Source organism: Parafrankia irregularis (assembly GCF_001536285.1).
Taxonomy (GTDB): Bacteria; Actinomycetota; Actinomycetes; order Frankiales; family Frankiaceae; genus Parafrankia; species Parafrankia irregularis.
On sequence record NZ_FAOZ01000017.1, the window covers coordinates 86,917 to 105,015 of the forward strand.

At 70.2% G+C, this 18,099-nt stretch carries 17 protein-coding genes; 10 read left to right on the forward strand and 7 right to left on the reverse strand.

The features are described from left to right. The first annotated feature begins 6 nt into the window (after positions 1 to 6). The 3 genes from AWX74_RS23220 to AWX74_RS23230 all read left to right on the forward strand — a co-directional run bounded on the left by AWX74_RS23220 (position 7) and on the right by AWX74_RS23230 (position 2,474). Positions 7 to 750, forward strand: a complete 744-nt coding sequence (locus AWX74_RS23220; protein ID WP_226931310.1) for an SDR family oxidoreductase — start codon at positions 7 to 9, stop codon at positions 748 to 750. Positions 751 to 817: 67 nt separating this feature from the next. Then, entirely contained in the window at positions 818 to 1,165 is a 348-nt protein-coding gene (locus tag AWX74_RS23225) for a DUF4286 family protein (protein ID WP_091281012.1), read from the forward strand. A gap of 4 nt (positions 1,166 to 1,169) precedes the next feature. Then, positions 1,170 to 2,474, forward strand: coding sequence for an amidohydrolase family protein (locus AWX74_RS23230; protein WP_091280794.1), 1,305 nt, complete (start codon positions 1,170 to 1,172; stop codon positions 2,472 to 2,474). A gap of 125 nt (positions 2,475 to 2,599) precedes the next feature. Here the strand turns inward: AWX74_RS23230 and AWX74_RS23235 are convergent, their stop codons facing one another. Continuing rightward, the gene (locus AWX74_RS23235; RefSeq protein ID WP_091280797.1) at positions 2,600 to 2,896 is read right to left on the reverse strand and encodes a helix-turn-helix domain-containing protein; all 297 of its coding nucleotides are present in this window, start codon (positions 2,894 to 2,896) and stop codon (positions 2,600 to 2,602) included. Further along, complete coding sequence (locus AWX74_RS23240; RefSeq protein ID WP_242666372.1) at positions 2,889 to 3,308, reverse strand: type II toxin-antitoxin system RelE/ParE family toxin; 420 nt, start codon at positions 3,306 to 3,308, stop codon at positions 2,889 to 2,891. The genes AWX74_RS23235 and AWX74_RS23240 overlap by 8 nt, the downstream gene beginning before the upstream one ends. Before the next feature lie 138 nt (positions 3,309 to 3,446). Between AWX74_RS23240 and AWX74_RS23245 the strand changes: the two genes are divergently transcribed. Next, the gene (locus tag AWX74_RS23245) at positions 3,447 to 5,231 is read left to right on the forward strand and encodes a serine/threonine-protein kinase (RefSeq protein ID WP_091280804.1); all 1,785 of its coding nucleotides are present in this window, start codon (positions 3,447 to 3,449) and stop codon (positions 5,229 to 5,231) included. 105 nt (positions 5,232 to 5,336) lie between these two features. Next, positions 5,337 to 8,003 (forward strand): polyprenyl synthetase family protein, encoded by a 2,667-nt coding sequence (locus AWX74_RS23250; RefSeq protein WP_131799521.1) that lies wholly within the window; start codon positions 5,337 to 5,339, stop codon positions 8,001 to 8,003. 168 nt (positions 8,004 to 8,171) lie between these two features. Here the strand turns inward: AWX74_RS23250 and AWX74_RS23255 are convergent, their stop codons facing one another. Next, on the reverse strand, positions 8,172 to 8,507 hold the full coding sequence (locus AWX74_RS23255; RefSeq protein ID WP_091280812.1) for an STAS domain-containing protein: 336 nt from the start codon (positions 8,505 to 8,507) through the stop codon (positions 8,172 to 8,174). Between the two features lie 5 nt (positions 8,508 to 8,512). Next, complete coding sequence (locus AWX74_RS23260) at positions 8,513 to 8,938, reverse strand: ATP-binding protein (protein WP_207550395.1); 426 nt, start codon at positions 8,936 to 8,938, stop codon at positions 8,513 to 8,515. 496 nt (positions 8,939 to 9,434) lie between these two features. On the opposite strand from AWX74_RS23260, the gene AWX74_RS23265 reads away from it, so the two are divergent. Further along, positions 9,435 to 10,748 (forward strand): GDSL-type esterase/lipase family protein, encoded by a 1,314-nt coding sequence (locus AWX74_RS23265; RefSeq protein WP_242666373.1) that lies wholly within the window; start codon positions 9,435 to 9,437, stop codon positions 10,746 to 10,748. A 54-nt stretch (positions 10,749 to 10,802) separates the two neighbouring features. On the opposite strand, the gene AWX74_RS23270 is transcribed toward AWX74_RS23265, so the two are convergent. Continuing rightward, positions 10,803 to 11,480, reverse strand: coding sequence for a uracil-DNA glycosylase (locus AWX74_RS23270; protein ID WP_091280820.1), 678 nt, complete (start codon positions 11,478 to 11,480; stop codon positions 10,803 to 10,805). 157 nt (positions 11,481 to 11,637) lie between these two features. On the opposite strand from AWX74_RS23270, the gene AWX74_RS23275 reads away from it, so the two are divergent. From AWX74_RS23275 to AWX74_RS23290, 4 genes are all read left to right on the forward strand, one after another. Continuing rightward, on the forward strand, positions 11,638 to 12,918 hold the full coding sequence (locus AWX74_RS23275) for a sensor histidine kinase (protein ID WP_091280823.1): 1,281 nt from the start codon (positions 11,638 to 11,640) through the stop codon (positions 12,916 to 12,918). Next, positions 12,906 to 13,553, forward strand: a complete 648-nt coding sequence (locus AWX74_RS23280; protein WP_091280827.1) for a response regulator — start codon at positions 12,906 to 12,908, stop codon at positions 13,551 to 13,553. Before AWX74_RS23275 ends, AWX74_RS23280 begins: the two co-directional genes overlap by 13 nt. A gap of 17 nt (positions 13,554 to 13,570) precedes the next feature. Then, positions 13,571 to 14,377, forward strand: coding sequence for a DUF4097 family beta strand repeat-containing protein (locus AWX74_RS23285; protein WP_091280829.1), 807 nt, complete (start codon positions 13,571 to 13,573; stop codon positions 14,375 to 14,377). A gap of 114 nt (positions 14,378 to 14,491) precedes the next feature. Further along, positions 14,492 to 15,370: a toll/interleukin-1 receptor domain-containing protein gene (locus AWX74_RS23290; RefSeq protein WP_091280833.1), complete on the forward strand. Its 879-nt coding sequence runs from the start codon at positions 14,492 to 14,494 to the stop codon at positions 15,368 to 15,370. On the opposite strand, the gene AWX74_RS23295 is transcribed toward AWX74_RS23290, so the two are convergent. Beyond that, positions 15,298 to 16,821 carry a toll/interleukin-1 receptor domain-containing protein gene (locus AWX74_RS23295; RefSeq protein ID WP_091280837.1) on the reverse strand — a complete coding sequence of 508 codons (1,524 nt, stop codon included), beginning with the start codon at positions 16,819 to 16,821 and terminating at the stop codon, positions 15,298 to 15,300. The two genes, AWX74_RS23290 and AWX74_RS23295, sit on opposite strands and share 73 nt — an antisense overlap. Next, a complete protein-coding gene (locus AWX74_RS23300; RefSeq protein WP_193209842.1) occupies positions 16,802 to 17,929 on the reverse strand; it encodes a hypothetical protein in 1,128 nt (375 codons plus the stop codon). The genes AWX74_RS23295 and AWX74_RS23300 overlap by 20 nt, the downstream gene beginning before the upstream one ends. Positions 17,930 to 18,099 lie beyond the last annotated feature (170 nt).

Here is an 18,099-nt window from a genome sequence, read left to right on the forward strand (position 1 = left end):
GCCGCATTGCAGGGAAAGGTCGCGATCGTCACCGGCGCGGGCGGTGGTATCGGCAAGGCCTACGCGAAGGGACTGGCCGAGGCCGGTGCCGCGGTGGTCCTGGCCGACATCAACCTCGACAACGCCGATACCGCCGCGAAGGAACTGACCGCGGCCGGGCACCAGGCGTTCGCGGTGCGGGCCGACGTCGCCGACGAGGCGAGCGTGAACGCCATGGCGTCCGCGGCGGCGGAACGCTTCGGGTCCGTGGACATCCTGGTGAACAACGCGGCGCTGATGGCCGAGGTCGTCGGACGGGGAACGCTCACCACGATGCCGCTGGACCTGTGGGAGCGCACGATGGCGGTGAACCTCACCGGCCCGCTGCTGTGCGTCCGCGCGGTGCTGCCCCACATGAAGGAACGGGGCTACGGGAAGATCGTGAACCAGTCGTCGGGCGGTGCGTTCATGGGTGCGAACGCCTACGGCATCTCCAAGCTGGGCGTGGTCAGTATGACCCTGTCGTTGGCCCGTGAGCTCGCGCCGTTCGGCATCCGGGTGAACGCCATCGCGCCGGGCTATGTCAACACCGAGGCCGGCGCGATCGTCGCACCGCCGGCCGTGCGGGCGGTGATCGAGAAGTCGATCCCGTTCCCGTTCGGCGACCCCGAGGAGCTGGTCCCCGGCCTGCTCTACCTGGTCGGTCCCGGCAGCGACTGGGTGACCGGCCACACCCTCAACATCGACGGCGGCTGGATCCCCCGCACCTGACGCATCACCCACACCCACACCCACACCCGCACCCGTGTCCGCAGCCGAGCCGAGAAACGAGGAGATCGTGGCGACCGAGCAGCTCCCCCGCTGGATCCTGCACATCGAGTCGAGTCCGGTGAACCGGGATCCGGAGACATTGGCCGAGTTCAACCGCTGGTACGACGAGGAGCACGTTCCGGAGATGGTCGCGTTCGAGGGCTATCTCTCGGGTCGACGGCTTGAGCCGGTCGGCGACGACGGCCCGTACATCGCGCAGTACGTGATCGAGGGAGATCCGGAGGTGATCCTCGATCGGGTGAAGGCCGCCTCGGCCGCCGGTGAGCTGAAGATGTCCGAGACCCTGCAGATGAACCCGACCCCGAAGATGCGCCTCATGCGGGTCTCGTTCGAATACGAGAAGCCGAGGAGATAGTGCCATGAATCTCGACGACATGATTCTGGTCAGTGTCGACGACCACGTCATAGAGCCGCCGGACATGTTCGTCGGCCGGCTCCCGAAGAAGTATGAGGAAGACGCACCCCAGCTGGTGCACCGTGACGACGGGACCGATGTCTGGAAGTTCCGTGACACGGTGATCCCGAACGCCGCGCTCAATGCGATCGCCGGTCGACCCAAGGAGGAGTACGGCCTCGAGCCGCAGGGCCTCGACGAAATCCGCCCCGGCTGCTACGACGTGCACGAACGAGTGAAGGACATGAACGCTGGCGGCCTGCTGGCCCAGATGAACTTCCCGTCATTCCCGGGCTTCGCCGGCCGACTGTTCGTCACCGAGGACGTCGACTTCTCGCTGGCGCTGGTGCGGGCGTACAACGACTGGCACGTCGAAGGCTGGTGCGCCGCCTATCCGGGCCGGTTCATCCCGATGACGATCCCGGTGATCTGGGACGCCCAGCTGTGCGCGGCCGAGGTCCGCCGCAACGCCGCGCGCGGCGTCCACTCGCTGACGTTCAGCGAGAACCCCGCCGTCATGGGCATGCCGAGCTTTCACGACGAGTTCTGGAACCCGCTGTGGGAGGCACTGTGCGACACGAACACAGTGCTGTCGATCCACATCGGCTCGTCCGGGCGGATCGCCGTGCCAGCGGTCGACTCACCGCCCGACGTCATGATCACGCTGCAGCCGATGAACATCGTCTCGGCCGCGGCGGACCTTCTGTGGTCCCGGGTCCTCAAGGACTTTCCGGGGCTGCGGATCGCGCTGTCCGAGGGCGGCACGGGCTGGATCCCGTACTTCCTGGAGCGGGCCGACAGGACGTTCGAGACGCACGCCACCTGGACCATGCAGGACTTCGGCGGCAGGAAACCGTCGGAGGTCTTCCGTGAGCATTTCCTGACCTGCTTCATCACCGACTCGCTGGGGGTCGGGCTGCGGCACGAGATCGGCATCGACAACATCACCTGGGAGTGCGACTACCCGCACAGCGACTCGGCCTGGCCGACCGCTCCCGAGGGGCTGTGGGCCGATTTCCAGAAGTGGAACGTCCCGGCCGACGAGATCAACAAGATCACGTACGAGAACGCCATGCGCTGGTACTCGTTCGATCCCTTCGCGCATATCAGGAAGGAGGACGCGACCGTCGGCGCGCTGCGCCGGGCGGCCGAGGGGCACGACATCAGCGTCCAGCCGCGCAGCCATCAGATCGTCCAGCCGCAGGACAAGCTCGAGCAGTTCCGCCAGCGCGCCCGGGCCGCCGTCGCCGGAGCCACCACGGGTCGGTAGACCTACCTGGTCCCGCCAACGCGGGTGTGCTCAGGCCTGCCGCCCTCGTCTGAGCGCACCCGACCGCTGGCCTACCGATCTCGCGCCCACCGCCCAGGCGGACGAGGTCGGTACCCGCCCGTCTCCTATGCGGCGGAACGCGGGACGACCCGCACGTCAAGGTCGGCGTCAAGAGCCTCGGCAAGCCGTTCCAGCACCGGCAGCGTCGGTACGGTGCCCCCGGCCTCGAAGCGCGCCACCGCCGACTGTGTCATGCCCGCCGCGCGAGCGAGCTCTTCCTGGCTCCAGCCGCGCCGCTGGCGTAGCTCCCGCACCGACCGGCCCAGCTCGAACGCCAACCTTGCCGCCTGATACGCCTCACGCGCACCCGGCTCGCCCATCCGCCGGTCCCGCAGCTCCGCCCAGCCCTCCCGCTCATCCATCGCCGCCCCCTTCCCCTCCTGCCACCGTGTGCGACTCGGCCATGCAACGCGCCAAGGCACGCCGCGCCCGGGACACCTCGGCGACCTCCCTCATCCGCGTCTTGGCGAACACCGTCAACAGCACCACCCGCCGCCCCGGCGCGATCCAGTAAGTCACCCGGACCGCCTGGCTGTCCAGGTGAAAGCGCAGCTCCCGCAGCTTGCCATCGAGCTGCCGCGTGTAGGGCTCGCCCAACAACGGACCCTGCTCCGCGAGCAGATCGACATAGAAGGCGACCGTCGCGAACTGCGCGGTCGGCAGCCGCCCCAGCCAGTCCCGGACTTCCGGTTCCAGCTCGACGGTACCCCAGATCATAGCGTTGACGCTATATTCCGCCAGTCGCGACCAGGCGGTCCCGCGCGACGCGGCCACCGGTCAGACCACTACATGTCGCGAGCATCCGGAGCGACTCGACCGCGCCACGAGCCCCGTCTACCTGCGGAGGGTCCACCGCGGATCGGGCGGTTAGGCTGCATACCGCCCTGATTGTCCGTCGTGTGAGGAGCCCGGATGCTGGCGGCGCTCGTCGCTTCCGACCCAGCCGTCGTCGGGCGGTACCGACTCGAGGCACGGCTCGGCTCCGGCGGCATGGGAACCGTCTACCTGGGGCGCGACGCGGGCGGGCGGCCGGCCGCGGTCAAGGTGATCCGGCCCGACCTGGTCAGCGACGCCGAGCTCCGCGAGCGGTTCCGGCGCGAGGTCACCGCCGCCCGCCGGCTGCGCGGCCCGTTCGTCGCCGAGTTCCTGGACGCCGACGTCGATGCCGCATCCCCGTGGCTGGCGATGGAGTACGTCCCGGGGGTGAGCCTCGCCGCCGAGATCGGCGCCCATGGCAGCCTGGCGGAGGCCCGGCTCGTCGCCATCGGCAGCGGCCTGGCGGCCGCCCTGCTCTCAGCCCATTCCGCCGGCCTGGTGCACCGTGACCTCAAACCGTCGAACATCCTGCTCGGCCCGACCGGACCCAAGATCATCGATTTCGGCATCGCGCGGGCGCTCGACGGCACCGCCCACACCGGCACCGGCGCGGTACTCGGCACCGTCGCCTGGATGGCTCCCGAGCAGCTGCTGGGCGAGCGGGCCGGGCCCGCGGCGGACATCTTCGCCTGGGCCATGTGCCTGGTCTACGCGGCACGCGGCCGGCATCCGTTCCCCGCCGAGGCACCCGCCGCGACGGCCATCAGGATGCTGCGGGACTCCCCCGACCTGACGGGTGTGCCGACTCGTCTCCTCGGGCTGCTCACCCGCGCGCTCGACAAGGATCCGTCCCGCCGGCCCAGCGCGGACGAGGCACTCACCGCGATCCTCGGCGCCGAGATCACCAGCCTCGCGGCGGCCGAGGACCTCACCCAGCACACCGTGGACCGGCTCTGGTCGCCGGCCACATCCGCGCTGCTCCGCACATCGCCGCTGCCCGGCCCACCACAGCAGCCGCCCGCACCGCCGCAGCCGCCCGCGCCCGTACGGACGTCCTCGCCCATGCCTCCGCGCTGGTCCGCCGATGGCGTCCCGGCGATGGCGCGCACCGGTGTGGAGGCCGCTGACCCAGCCGCCGGACCGCTGGACCCGACCCAGGTCGATCCCGGTCAGCCGGCCGGCCGGCGCCGAGCCCGCCGGCCCGCCATCACCGCCGGGGCCGCCCTGGCCGCGGTACTCCTCGCCGGCGCGATCGCCGCCGGCACGGTCGCCGCGAACCGCGACGGCGCGGACCAGCAGGCGGAGAGTGCCGCCCTCAGCTCGCCACAGCCCGGGACGGCCACCCCACCGACAGCGACGACGTCCGACGCGGCCGCGTCGCCGACAGGCACCGAGAGCGCGGCCACTCCGTCGGAGCCCCCCGGATCGGCCACCGCGACGAACCAGGCCGGCGGGTCACCGGCCGCCACCACGGCGCCGTCGCCCGACCCCGCTCCCACCGCCGCTCCCGCCCCTGCGACGGTCGCCCTCGTCCGCTACTACAACGGCGCGGATCACACCGTGCTGACCGGGCCCGCGCCAGCCGGCTACTGGGCTGAGAGCACCCTCGGATCCATCTACCAGTCGGGTGACGTTCCTGGCACCTCCCCGCTGTACGCCTGCCTGATCGGCAGCGACTCGTTCACCTCGGGCAGCGCGAACTGCGAGGGACAGCAGGTCGTGGGCGTCCTCGGCTGGGTCCTCGGTTCCCAGCCGCCGGCACCGGCCACGAGGGCGATCATCCGCTGCAGGACGTCCGCCGGAGAGCACTTCGTCTCCCCGGACGCCGCCTGCGAAGGCCAGACCGTCGAGGGCGCGCAGGGCTACGTCCTCACCGGCTGACCCGGCCCGGCATGAACCCGGGCTTCGCGACGGTCGCCGCGGGTGACGGCCGCCAGGTTCGGTAAACCGGGGACCGGAGGCCGCGAGGTCCCCAGCATGGGCTGTGTGGACAAACAGGCGGAACCGGAACCGGAACCGGCACCGGCACCGGCACCGGCACCGGCACCGCAACCGAAGCCGGAACCGGCGGCGGCCCGGTCGGGCGGGGCGTCGCCGGGGATCGTCGCGCCGTACCTGTTCGGCCCGGACGACCTGGCGGCGCCGCGGCTGGACACCGGGGTCCGCCGGACTCTGGACGACTACTACCGCTGGCGTGACCGCAACCCGGACCGGGTCGCCGAACATGTGAACGCCTGCACCCGTGAGCTGGAACGCGTCGCCGACCGCCACCGCCGCCACCACCTCGTCCGCGCACCGCAGGCCCTGGTGCCGGAGCGGTGGTCGACGCGGCCGTCCGCGCGCCGGCGCGCCGACGAACGGGAGCGGCTGACCCACGAGGTGAACTACTTCGCCGTCTACAACCTCGCCGAGGTGCCCTCCGCCGAGGTCATGGCATGCATCGTCAACGGGACGCACGTCCGCCTGCCCAGTGCGCGCCGCATCGTCGCGGACATCGACGAGCGGCATGGAGTTCACGGCGTGGCCCGGTCACTCGTACGCCACCTGCCCGAGCTCGACCGGGTCCCGGAGGTCGACTGGCTCACCGAACGGCTGAACCGGCTTCAGCACGCGCTGCCCGAGGATGTCGTCGCGGCCGGGGCGATGGGCAAGGTGGTGCGGACGCTCGCAGGGGTGCTGGCCATCGGCGCCTACGACACCCTGGACGCGGACCAGCCTGTCCGCGTCGCCCACCTGACCCGGCTGCTGGCCGCCGGCTACGCCTACGGTGCGGCGTACGCGATCGTCGACGACTCGTTCCACGACGTGCCACACGACCGGCTCCCCTCGTCCGACCGCGAGCGCTACCACCGGCTGCTGACCCACGCCCTGGCCACCGGGGAGGACGTCGACAGCGCCACCCTGCCCGACCATCCGCTCGCTGAGGAACTGTGCGGCCTCTACGACCTGATGCGTACGCACTATCCCTTCGACCGACACCGGAATCTCTACCGCGCCGCCCAGGCCATGTATCTGGCCCAGGACCGCGACGCCGCCCGCACCGCGGACGACGTCCGCGCCCAGGGGATACGCGTCCTGTATCCGGACATCTTCATCAAGGCTGGCATGAGCCGGATCGTGGCGAACATTCTGGGCCGCCGCGAGCTGCCGGACGGTTTCTACACGCGGGCCCTGCTCCTGAAGTTCCTCAGCCAGTTCAGCGACGACCTGCGGGACGTCGAACAGGACACGGCGGCCGGCCGGCTGACCCCGTTCACCGCGCCGCCGGAGGTGACCGACAGCGATCCGTTGTACGACCTTTTCGCCTACCGGGCCTATGTCGCCGCCGAGGTGTTCCAGGCCGATCCGGGGGTTTGCGACGCGCTCGAGCATTTCGGCGCCGGCAAGTTCGCCGAGTACTTCGCCGCCGATCCGGCTCGTGCCGCCCGGCTCCTGCGCCGCTACGACGTCACCGCCGAGATCGCCCGGTTCCTGCGCACCGCGACCGGCCTGCGGGCCTCCGCTGTGCGTGCGCTGGAGACGAGCGACACCCGGCTGCGGCTACGCAGCGAGCAGATCCTGAGCCGGCGGGATCCTTCGGCTGTCGACGTCCGTACCTTCACCGCCGACCGGCTCGGCCACATCAACCGCATCGTGCGCCGAGCCAACCAGCCCGCGAGCACCGGTCAGCCCGGCGGCCCAGGTCAGCCAGGCGGTACCAGCCAGCCGAGCGTTACCAGCCAGCCGAGCGTTACCAGCCAGCCGAGCGGTACCAGTCAGCCAGGCGATACCAGCCAACCCTCCGACACACGCGAGCCCACCGACACACGCGAGCCCACCGACACCGGCCAGCCCGCCGAGGCGCCACCCCACGACCTGGACGCCATCCGGGCCTACGCGCTCGGCGGGCATGCCAAGCGGCTACGCCCCGTGCTCACCCTCATGCTGGCCGAGGGGCTGCGGGTGCCGACCGGCGCCATCGAGCCTCTCCTGGTGGCGTCGGAGCTGTTCCACACCGCCAGCCTCCTGCTCGACGACCTGCCCGCCCAGGACGACGCGACGACCCGGCGCGGACGGCCCACCGCGCACCGGGTCTTCGACGAGGGCAGCGTGCAGCTCGCCGCCGTGTCGATGATCTCCTCGGGGTTCGGTCAGCTCGCCCGCCTTCACGAGCACTTCCCGCCGGTGCGGGTCGTCGAGGTCGTCGCCTACGCCGGCTCCACCCTCGGCCCCGAGCGCCTGTGCCGCGGCCAGAACCTGGATCTGCATCTCGCCCGCCGTGCCGACGACCGCCCGATCACCGGCACGGACATCCTGGAGATGTACCGGCTGAAGAGCTCGACGTCGATCGAGGCGGCGCTGGTCCCGCTGATGATGCTGCTGGGCCGGTCGGATCGGGAGATCGGCCTGGTCGAGCGGTACGCCCGCCACGCCGGCATCGTCTTCCAGATCCGCGACGACCTGCTCGACCTCACCGCCACCGACGCCCTGCTCGGCAAGGACACCGGCCACGACACCGACAAGGTCAACGCCGTACGCGCCTTCGGCCGGGCGGAGGCGGAGCGGCTCATGCACCACCACCTCACCGAGGCCGTCGGGGCCTGCGCCGACCTGCGGTTCGACACCCGCCTGCTCGAGGCCATGGCCCACCACTTCGCCACCCGCCGCCGCTGACGGTCCGGCACCGTCGCGCCGCACCGGCAATACAGCTCAAGAGGGACAAACGGGGCGCCGAGTCATTTGACGACCCGCAAGAGTGGAGGATTTCGGCTGTCGGAACGACCAAAATCCTCCACTCTTGCTCTGCCGCAACCAAAGTCCGAGGAAGCAGACCCGCCAGGCTCAGAAGCTGGCGACGGCCTCCTTCTCGTCGTCGTGGATCTCGAACACGGTCATCAGCTTGGTGATGACCAGAAGATCACCGGCCTTCTGGGTCAGGTTGAGCAGTTTGAGACTCCCGCCATGTTTCTGGGCCGTGGTGTACGAGCTGACGAGCCCGCCGATACCGGAGCTGTCGATGCCGGTCACGCTGGCACAGTTGAGCAGGAGGTTGCGGGTGCCGTTCTCCATCTCGTCGTTGACGGCCTCACGAAGCACAATGTCCCCCTCCCCGATAGTGATCGCGCCGGACAGGTCGAGGATCGTGACGCCGTTCTGCTGGCGACGGTTGATCTTCATGGGTATCAGGGCTGCCCTTCCGGTAGATGTTTCACCAGGACCACGTCGCATCCCGGTGGATCGGTGCGGCGAATGACGTCCAGGGCATCGACGCCGTGGGCGATGAGGATCATCCCCCGGCCCGAAGGCGTGAGGTTCACCTCGCGATCACTCGCCACGCAAGGGGTGAAACCCGAGCCCCGGTCGCTGACAGTCACGGTGATCCGGCGTTCGGCGCGGTCGAGGAGCAGACGAACCGGCAGGTCCGGATCGAGACGATTCCCGTGGATCACCGCGTTGACCACGGCCTCGCGCACCGCCAGCGCCAGCCACTCGCAGTCGTCGGCAGCCAGGCCGGACTCCACCGCCAGCCGGCACACCCATCGCTCGGCAACGTCAGCACTGGTTACGACGGACGGCAGCCGCAGCACATCGCTCTCCCCGCCCAGCACCGCACCCGCCGCCGGCCATCCCACGGGCGCGAGACTAGTAACCGATGCGCCACCGCGCATGACGACCGGCATCCAACGTGATCACTCGAAGTCCGGGACCGCCCTGTCCCTTCATGCCGCTCGATATCCTTCCATATTGACCGCGGTCGAAATCGAGATGACCGAGGCTCGATTTAATTGTGAGACTTTCCGGATGCTCACGTCCCACTTTTCTTCCCGATGGGACGCACTACCGCCTGTTCGCACCGAAGTAGACATGCAGCAAGCTCCGCCATGCTTGCAAGAATTCAGGCACCAACGGGTAGTTGGTGTTGACGATAAAATTTCGGCGGTAATAGCTTCCATGCCGGACGCGGGGATGGTGAAACGGAGCATCCCCGGCCGTTGGCATGGTTGTTCGGCCCACTAGCCCTTGCGCTCCGGACGCGGCTGGCGGCCATCAAACAGCCTTCGCCCATCAGACGGCAGGCGCGAGAAGGAGACAGTGAGCATGCGCATGAGGTCACGAAAGGCCGCCATCGTCGTGGCGGCCCTCGGATTAGCCGTAGCGGGAACCGGACTGGCGGCCACCGGTGCCGGCGCCACGTCGGTCTCCGCTGCCCCCGCCGGCACCTGCGGGGCCGAGCAGTGGGTGGCCAGCTGGGCCGCCAGCCCCACCGACGCCTCGTCGTTCGTCGACCCGTCCCTCGGGATCATTCCCGAGCGACTGACCAGGCAGACGCTGCGGACGGTGATCACACCGCACCTGAGCGGGTCATCGGCCCGGATCCACCTGAGCAACCGGTTCGGCACCAGTCCGCTGACCTTCGCGCACGTGACAGCCGCGCGGCAGCAGAGCGGCGCCGCGATCGGGACTCCGGTGGAGGTCACGTTCGGTGGCGCGGCCTCGGTGACCGTGCCCGCGGGCCAGGAGATCGTCAGCGACCCGGTCGCGTTGGCGGTCGAGACGTTCACACCGCTGACGATCAGCATGTACCTGCCCGCCACCACCAGCCCGCCGACCCGGCACTGGAACGCGAACGCGACCTCCTATTACACAAGGGCGGGTGCTGGCGACCTCACGATCCAGACCAGCGACTCGCGTTTCACCGAGAAGACGCTCAGCTGGTTCTACGTCAGTGGGCTCGACGTGCAGGCCAGCGCCCGGTCGGTCGTGGCGTTCGGTGACTCCATCACGGACGGCTTCGTCGGCGGAAGCCCGGTGAGCATTCCGGCGGACAAGAGCGTGGCCGACAAGAACGGCCGTTACCCCGACTATCTGCAGCGCCGGGTGAACGCGGCCGGCCTGCCCGTCTCGGTCGTCAACGCCGGAATCGGCTCCAACCAGCTCCTCGGCACCCTGATCTCCTTCGCCGGGCCCAGCGGACTGTCACGTTTCCAGGCCGACGCACTGGACATCCCCGGTGTCGCCGGAGTCCTGGTGCTGGAGGGCATCAACGACCTCGGGCTCGGCAACGGCGTCACCCCCCAGCAGATCACGGACGCCTACACCGAGCTGATCACAAAGGCGCACGCCGCCGGCCTCAAGATCTGGCTGGGCACGATCACGCCCGCGGCCAACGCGATCGTCGACGGCACGTTCCTCGCGCCGAACAGCGAGAACTACCGGCAGCAGATCAACACCTGGGTCCGGACCCAGACCCTGGCGGACGGCGTGGTCGACTTCGACGCCGCCGTGCGCGACCCGGCGAAGCCGTCCCAGCTGCTGCCCGCCTACGCCTCGCCGGACAACCTGCACCCCAGCCTCGCCGGCTACCAGGAGATGGCGGAAGCCGTCTCGCTCGACCTGCTCGCCGCGACCAGCTGCTGACCTGGTCTGACCTGACAGCCTGGCCTGCCTCGGATCCACCGAGGCAGGCCAGGATTACGGCAGGCGCCAGTCGACGGGCTGTGCGCCCTGCCGGAGCAGCAGGTCGTTGGCCCGGCTGAACGGCCGGGACCCGAAGAAGCCACGGTCAGCCGAGCGGGGCGACGGGTGCGTGGACTCGATCACCGCCGCACCGTCCAGGAACGGCCGCAGGCTACGTGCGTCCTGACCCCACAGGATCGCGACGAGCGGCTTGCCCCGCCCGGCCAGCGCCCGGATCGCCTGCTCGGTGACCTGCTCCCAGCCCTTGCCCCGGTGCGAGCCGGGCTGGCGCGGCGCGGTCGTCAGCGCCCTGTTCAGCAGCAGGACGCCCTGACTCGTCCAGGGGGTCAGGTCGCCGTTGGCGGGCCTGGGCAGATCGAGATCCGCGCTCAGCTCCTGGAAGATGTTCTGCAGGCTGCCGGGAAGCCTGCGCACCTCGGGGGACACCGCGAAGCTGTAGCCGATGGCCATCCCCGGCGTCGGGTAGGGATCCTGCCCGACGATCAGCACCCGCACCTCGTCGAACGGCTGCTGGAAGGCCCGCAGCACATGTGGTCCGGCCGGCAGGTAGGTGCGGCCCGCGGCGATCTCGGCGCGTAGGAAGTCACCCATGGCCGCGATCTGGTCGGCGACCGGTTCGAGAGCCTGGGCCCAGCCTGGTTCGACAAGTTCCTGCAGTGGTTGCGCCGACATGGCTGATCAGCCTACGTCGCACCGCCTCCCGTCACGGGACCGGGCCGGGCGGGGCCGGGCGGGGCCGGGCCGGCATCCGCGAGTAGGGAAATCCCTACTCCCATGACGGCGGCAGGCGGGATGGCGTGGTGGTGAGCGTTTTCCCTACGGTGAGCACATGGTCAGGAAGCTGCTCTCGCCGTGGCGAACGGTGCGTACGTGGTACGGCGTCGTGCACGGCGTGCTCGACCTGTTCATCGGCACGGTCTCGTTCGTCCTTGTGATCACGCTTCTGGCGGTCTCCGCCTCGCTGCTGATCATTTTTCCGGTGGCACTGCCGTTCATCTGGTCGCTGTTCGTCAGCGCCAGCGTCATCGGAGCACTGGAGCGGTCGCGGGCCGCCGCCCTGCTCGACATCCATCTACCGTCACCGCACGCGCCGTTCACCAGCCGCAACTGGTTGAGTCGCCTCGGTCAGCGATCCAGGTCCGCCAGCCGCTGGCGCGAGATCGCCTACTGCCTGTTGCTGATGCCCATCGGAGTGATCAGGCTCGCGGTGCTGACCACGGTGTGGAGCGGATCCTTCGCGCTGCTGATCCTGCCGCTCTACCTCGGTGCGTTGCCGGGTGACAGCGCCGAGTTCGGCCTGTTCGAGCTGTCTGGTGTCAGTGGTGCGCTCGCCGGCAGCGTCACCGGGGCCATCGGGCTGCTCGTCGCCGCACCCTGGGCAACCGTCGCGCTCACGACGGCCAGTGGTCTGATCGTTCGCGCGCTCCTCGGTCCCTCTCCCGAGACCGAGCTGCGCGAGCAGGTCACCCGGCTCGAGGCCAGCCGCACCTCGGCCGAGGCCGGGCGGTCCGCCGCGGTTGACAGCGCCGAGGCCGAACGGCGACGCATCGAGCGTGACCTGCACGACGGGGCGCAGCAACGACTCGTCGCGCTGGCGATGGACCTCGGCATGGTCCGGGAGAAGTTCGACCGGGACCCCGAACGCGCCCGCCAGCTCGTCACCAACGCACACCAGGAAGCCAAGGCCGCGCTGGCCGAGCTGCGTGATCTCGTCCGGGGCTTCCACCCGGCGATCCTTGAGGACCGCGGCCTCGACGCGGCACTGTCCGCGGTGGTGGCCCGCTGCCCGATCCCCGTTCAACTCGACATCACGGTCGACCCCCGACCACCGTCCACCGTCGAGAGCGCGGCGTACTTCATCGTCGCCGAAGCACTCACCAACGTCACGAAACACTCGCAGGCCTCGGCGGCGAAGGTTTCCATAGCCCGGCGCGGCGACCTGCTCGTGATCGACATCAGCGACAACGGCCGCGGTGGCGCCACCCTGGCCGGGGGAACCGGCCTGCAGGGCCTCGACGAACGGGTGCGCGGGCTCGGCGGATGGATGCAGGTGCTGAGCCCGCCAGGCGGGCCGACCTCGGTTCTGGTCGAGCTGCCATGCGGATCGTGATCGCGGAGGACTCGGTGCTGCTGCGCGCCGGTCTCGTCCGCCTGCTGGCAGACGCCGGCGAGGACGTGATCGCCGCGGTGGGAGACGCCGCGCAGCTGATCGAGGCGGTCGAGCGGCACGCCCCCGATCTGGCCATCGTCGATGTGCGCATGCCGCCGACGTTCGCCGACGAAGGCGTTCGTGCCGCGATCGAGGTCCGTCGCCGCTGGCCCGGCGTGGGCATCCTCCTGCTGTCGCAGTACGTCGAGGAGCGCTACGCCACCGACCTGCTCACGGGCGACAACGGGAAGCTCGGCTATCTCCTGAAGGATCGGGTGGCCGACGTGGGCGACTTCGTCGAAGCGGTGCGGCGGGTCGGTGACGGCGACACGGTCCTCGACCCCGAGGTCGTCGCGCAGCTGCTGGCGCGCAGCCGCCGCCGCGATCCGCTCGACCGGCTCACCGCCCGCGAGCGCGAGGTGCTGCAGCTCATGGCCGAGGGCCGCACCAACAGCGCCATCGCTCATCACCTCGTCGTCAGCGACGGTGCGGTCGAGAAGCACGTTCGCGGCATCTTCGCGAAGCTCGACCTCGCACCCACCGACCACGACCATCGCCGTGTGCTCGCCGTACTCCAGTGGCTGGGGGCCCCGTGATCACAGAAACACGACCAGTGCCGGCGCCGCGACCTCCGCATCGCTCCGGTGCACGCGCGGCGTGGATCGCGTTCGGCAGCGTCGTCGCCGTCACGACGCTCGTCTACGGCGCCGTCTCGTTCATGCAGCTGTGGGCCTTCGACCGCTCGAACACGCGTGGCGTGTTCACTCAGGATGTCCGCTCGCTCGACGTGCACAACGGCGCGGGAAGCACGCGCATCGTGGCAACCGACGCCGATGAGATCGTGGTCGAGGCGAAGGTCACCTACGGCCTGCGGAAACCGAGGAACGAGTCGTGGGTCGACGGTGAGAAGCTCGTGGTCCAGGCCTCGTGTCACCCTTTCCTCAGCCAGTGGTGCGGCGTCGACTACACGATCCGGGTGCCCGCCGACGTCGCGGTCCACGTCCGCGGCTCTGGTGGTGGGGTACGTGTCGAGGGGATCGACTCCGCGATCGACGTGTCGTCGTCCGGCGGTGGGGTGCGGGTCGACGATGTGGGTGGGCCGTTGCGCCTACGCTCCAGTGGCGGCGGGATCACCGGCCAGCGCCTGCGGTCCGAGATGGTCGACGTGTCGTCGAGCGGCGGCGGTGTGCGCCTCACCTTCGCCTCGGCCCCGAGCGACGCGGTGGTGCGGTCGTCGGGCGGAGGGGTCACCGTGGTGGTGCCCGACACCGGCGAGCCGTACAACATCCGCGCCTCGTCGAGCGGTGGATCGGTGCGCACCAGCGAGGTTCGCCATGATCCGTCCAGCCCGAGCCGGATCGACGTCGGTTCGAGCGGTGGTGGCGTGACCGTGCGCTACCCGGACGACGCGCGCGACTGACGACCTGCCGGGAGGCGAAACGAGGCTGCCGTCGGAGATCCGTCCCGTTCTCACCCGATACTGGCATCAGGCGCCGGGCTGCCTGCGCGAGGCTGACGGGAGAACGGTGAGATCGTGACGACGAACCTGCCGGGCACGCCGGACTTCCCGCAGACGGCTCCCCCGCCCCTGGCGCCGCCCGCTGGTTGGCCAGCTGACGATCTCCCGCTGAGCCGGGAGGACCTGCAACGGTTCCGGACGGCGCTGGCAGCCGTGGCGCCGGACCGGACGTCGGCGGAGATGCTGCTCGGCGAGATCGACGTCCCGCGGACACGCCTGCCGTCGTTCCACAGCACCCCGGAGCACGCCTGGTTCGAGGTTTTCCAGACGCTTGAGGCCGGAGTGGTCGCCCAGCCCTGCCGGCGCCTGCTGGCGGCTGTCCTCGTCCGCTACCCGGCCAATCGCGTCTTCCTCGATCTTCACGACCGCCATGTGGCCGGGCGGCGAGCGGACGCCACCGGGTCACGACCCGTCCCGGCCGGGGCGTCCACACCGCTGCCAGCGCCGACGCCGTCCCCGCCGACGGTGTTCCTGTCGCATGACCGGGCGGACCAGGGCAAGGTCCAGGCGTTGGCCAACCTGCTGACGGACGCAGGCCTCACCCCGTGGCTCGGGTCCGAGCAGGTGACCGGAGGCTCTCGGCGGGATCTGGCCGTTCGCCGGGCGGTGCTGGACTGCGACTTCTTCGTGCCGTGCCTGTCAGCCACCGCGCTGGCCCGGCCCAGCCAGCTCCACCGGGAGATCAGGATCGCGCTCGATCACGCGGACGAACTCCCCGACCACGAGGTGTTCATCGTGCCCGCACGGCTCGACGAGTGCGACCCCCCATCGGCTCTACAGGAGTACCGGTGGGTCGACCTGTTCACGGCGGATGGGTTCCGTCAACTGACCCGGGCACTGCGCGCGCCGACACCGAGCGCCCGCAACAGGCGTTCCGGGCCGTCGGGCCGGTAGAACCGAACCGGTTCGAGATGGTCGAGCCGGACGGGCAGCGCGCAGTGCTCGTCCAGCAGGACCGGTATGACGAAGATCCGGCCTTCCGGCATCTCCTCGGCCACGTCGAGTGCCAGGCGGAGCTGCCGATGCAGATCCCCGGCCCGGTCGACGGATCTCGTGGACAGGCACACCAGGACGAAGCCGCTCTGCCGGATCGTCCGCCGCATCTCGAGCCGGCGATCCGCCCCTGCGAGCAGATCGACGTTCGCCCGCCACGGGTGGAGACCCGCCAGCGTCAGGTGCCCTTCGACGAGACTGGCCGCCCGCTCGTCGGACTCGTCGTGGGCGATGACCACGGTGAAGGGAGCGCCGACGCCTTCGGCCGCCGCCCGGCGCCGAAGCGGCCCGTCGAACAGCGGGCGGCGGCCAGCGGCCTCGTGCGGCAACCGGAACACGGCCGCGGTCTCGGTCAGGTCGGCGATCTCCGTGAGGAAGCGCTCCCCCGAGGCCATGGTGCCCGGCGGGACACCCAGGTCATAGGTGCGGTTCAGCCAGTCGAGGCTCATAGTCGTGATGTTGGTCCATGCTGTGTGCAGCTCGTCGCCCAGCGGGCGGGCGACCGCCGCCCCGCCGGCGAAACCGGTGCCCGCCACCGCCGGAGTGATGGCCGCGGCAGCCCGCTCGCCCAGGTCCGAGCCGATCGGCGCGGCGGACGCCAGTGAGATCCGGACGCGAAAGACCTGGTCCACGTAGCGGCGCACCGCCGCTTCGTACAGCGGCCGCGCCGCCACGGCGAACTGGTCCGCGGGGAACGGCCGCGGACTCACCGGCGACGTGGCGTCCCGGGAGAGGGCGGCGTACTGGCCGGCCAGTGTCGTCAACGCCGCCTTCTCGCCCGGCTTCAGCCGGTACGGCTCGATACAGACGCCCAGCAGCGTGCCTTCCGGCCTGGCCAGCAGCTGTTCCCAGACCGCCTGCCAGTCGCCGCCGCCGGTGTAGGGCGAGACGGCGACACACACCCTGCGCTCCGCCCGCCGCGACCAGGACCAGGCGACAGCCTTGCGGATCTCGACCATTCCCTCGCCGCACGGGTGCAGTGGAGCAAGCAGGTACGCGACCGCGGCCGGGTCGAGCACCGGCGTGACGCGGACATGGGCCGGCGCGCCGGCCAGCCGGTCCCGCAGCGTCAGTGCCCGGCGGACGGCGGAGCGCCGGTCAAGGTCGTAGGTCTGCGCGAGCAGAACACAGGTCAGCCACTCCGAGCCCGGGAAGGCTATGTACCGGACCTCGAAACGCATGGGGCCGGCGACATCCCACAGCCCGGCCAGCCACACCTGTTCCGCCGCAGCCGCCTCTGCGGCGCCGACCCCCACCGGCCTGACCGGCTCGACCTCCGCGGCGGCCCAGGCCCAGTGGCCACCCGCGGCGCCGGAGACCACGTGGACGCCGTCATCTCGTCCGGTAGTCATCGCCGTCGTTCCCGCGACCGAACACGTTGCCGGTATCCGGCCCGGCCGGGGCGCTCGGCGGCCAGCTGGAGGCACGCTCGAAAGCCCACCCGGGCCCGCCTTCCGGTACCTCGCTCGGAGGCTGGGACGGAGGCGGCGGGAACGGCGGCGGTGGGAAGGCCTGCTGGTCAGCCGTGACGGGATCATGCTGCGGCAGCGGAGCGTACGTCGCCGCCTGGTGTGATGTGCCCGGCCAGCTCGGCCCCGACTGGTGGGCCTGCTGTGACGGTCGAGGCGCCGGCTGGACCAGAGGCGGCTGGACGAGAGGCGGCTGGAAGGGCGACGGTGCCATGCTCGGCGCCGTCGGAATGCCGCTGCGTTCCTGCGGGTGCGGGAAGCCGAACTCGAGCGGCACGTCGCGCTGCTCGTAGGCGACGAACAGCCCTTCCCGGCAGGCGGCGTGCACAGCCTCCCGCATGGCCCGTGGGCGCTCGGTGCGCAGCATGCGCAGTTCGGGACTGATGCGCCCGAGCACGCCAGCGAGGAGATCGGAATAGAACTGCCAGATCAACTGCCCGCCGCGGCGCGAGCGCCACATCATCCAGCCGAGATACAGGCTCGTGCCGTAGGCGAAGACCGAGACGTATGTGACGTAGAAGTTCTCCTGCAGCACGAGACGGTAGCGCACACCGTCACGCGGCGAACCGGTTTCGAACGGCCTCACCTCAAGACCGATCGGCATCCTGCGCATCCGAAGCGCGCCGGCGATCTGACTGTAGGTGGACGCCGCGCTGTCGGCCCGGTCAGCGAGAAGAACCCGCCATTCCGCGACCGGCTCGGGAACACGCATTCCCAGCAGCACCACAGCGAAGCTGACAACGGAAACCAGCGCTCCGAAGAGCATGAGGCCCGCGGCCGTGCTCTCGCTGCCAGCAACCGCCACGAACACCGCGAAAGCAAGGAAGATCAGGTAGATAATTGCGCTCGCGACGGCGGCGTTCAGCCCCATCCATACCAGCACCCGAACGCTCACGCTCTCGTCCAGAGCGGTTTCGACATCGCCATACCTGAGCGTCTTGTCGAGATATGCGACGTCAGAATTGCCGCCGTCCCAGCCTGGGACCGGCACCGCCCACCGTGGCGGCACATCCGACTGCGAACCCTGCTGATCGACCATTGTGGCCCCGTTCCACGTCAGTCGCTCCACCTGCGATCAGGCGATCCGGCCGCTGACGGACCGATCGCCGATGTCGCGACCTTACGTCCCTTTCTGAACACACTCGCCACGAGGGCCGGGTG

Excerpts from the sequence above, each read along its gene's own strand:
- AWX74_RS23270 (WP_091280820.1), bottom strand. The coding sequence starts at position 11,480 with ATGTCGGCGCAACCACTGCAGGAACTTGTCGAACCAGGCTGGGCCCAG.
- AWX74_RS23230 (WP_091280794.1), top strand. The coding sequence starts at position 1,170 with ATGAATCTCGACGACATGATTCTGGTCAGTGTCGACGACCACGTCATA.
- AWX74_RS23245 (WP_091280804.1), top strand. The coding sequence starts at position 3,447 with ATGCTGGCGGCGCTCGTCGCTTCCGACCCAGCCGTCGTCGGGCGGTAC.
- AWX74_RS23275 (WP_091280823.1), top strand. The coding sequence starts at position 11,638 with ATGGTCAGGAAGCTGCTCTCGCCGTGGCGAACGGTGCGTACGTGGTAC.
- AWX74_RS23265 (WP_242666373.1), top strand. The coding sequence starts at position 9,435 with ATGAGGTCACGAAAGGCCGCCATCGTCGTGGCGGCCCTCGGATTAGCC.
- AWX74_RS23235 (WP_091280797.1), bottom strand. The coding sequence starts at position 2,896 with ATGGATGAGCGGGAGGGCTGGGCGGAGCTGCGGGACCGGCGGATGGGC.
- AWX74_RS23295 (WP_091280837.1), bottom strand. The coding sequence starts at position 16,821 with ATGACTACCGGACGAGATGACGGCGTCCACGTGGTCTCCGGCGCCGCG.
- AWX74_RS23280 (WP_091280827.1), top strand. The coding sequence starts at position 12,906 with ATGCGGATCGTGATCGCGGAGGACTCGGTGCTGCTGCGCGCCGGTCTC.
- AWX74_RS23255 (WP_091280812.1), bottom strand. The coding sequence starts at position 8,507 with ATGAAGATCAACCGTCGCCAGCAGAACGGCGTCACGATCCTCGACCTG.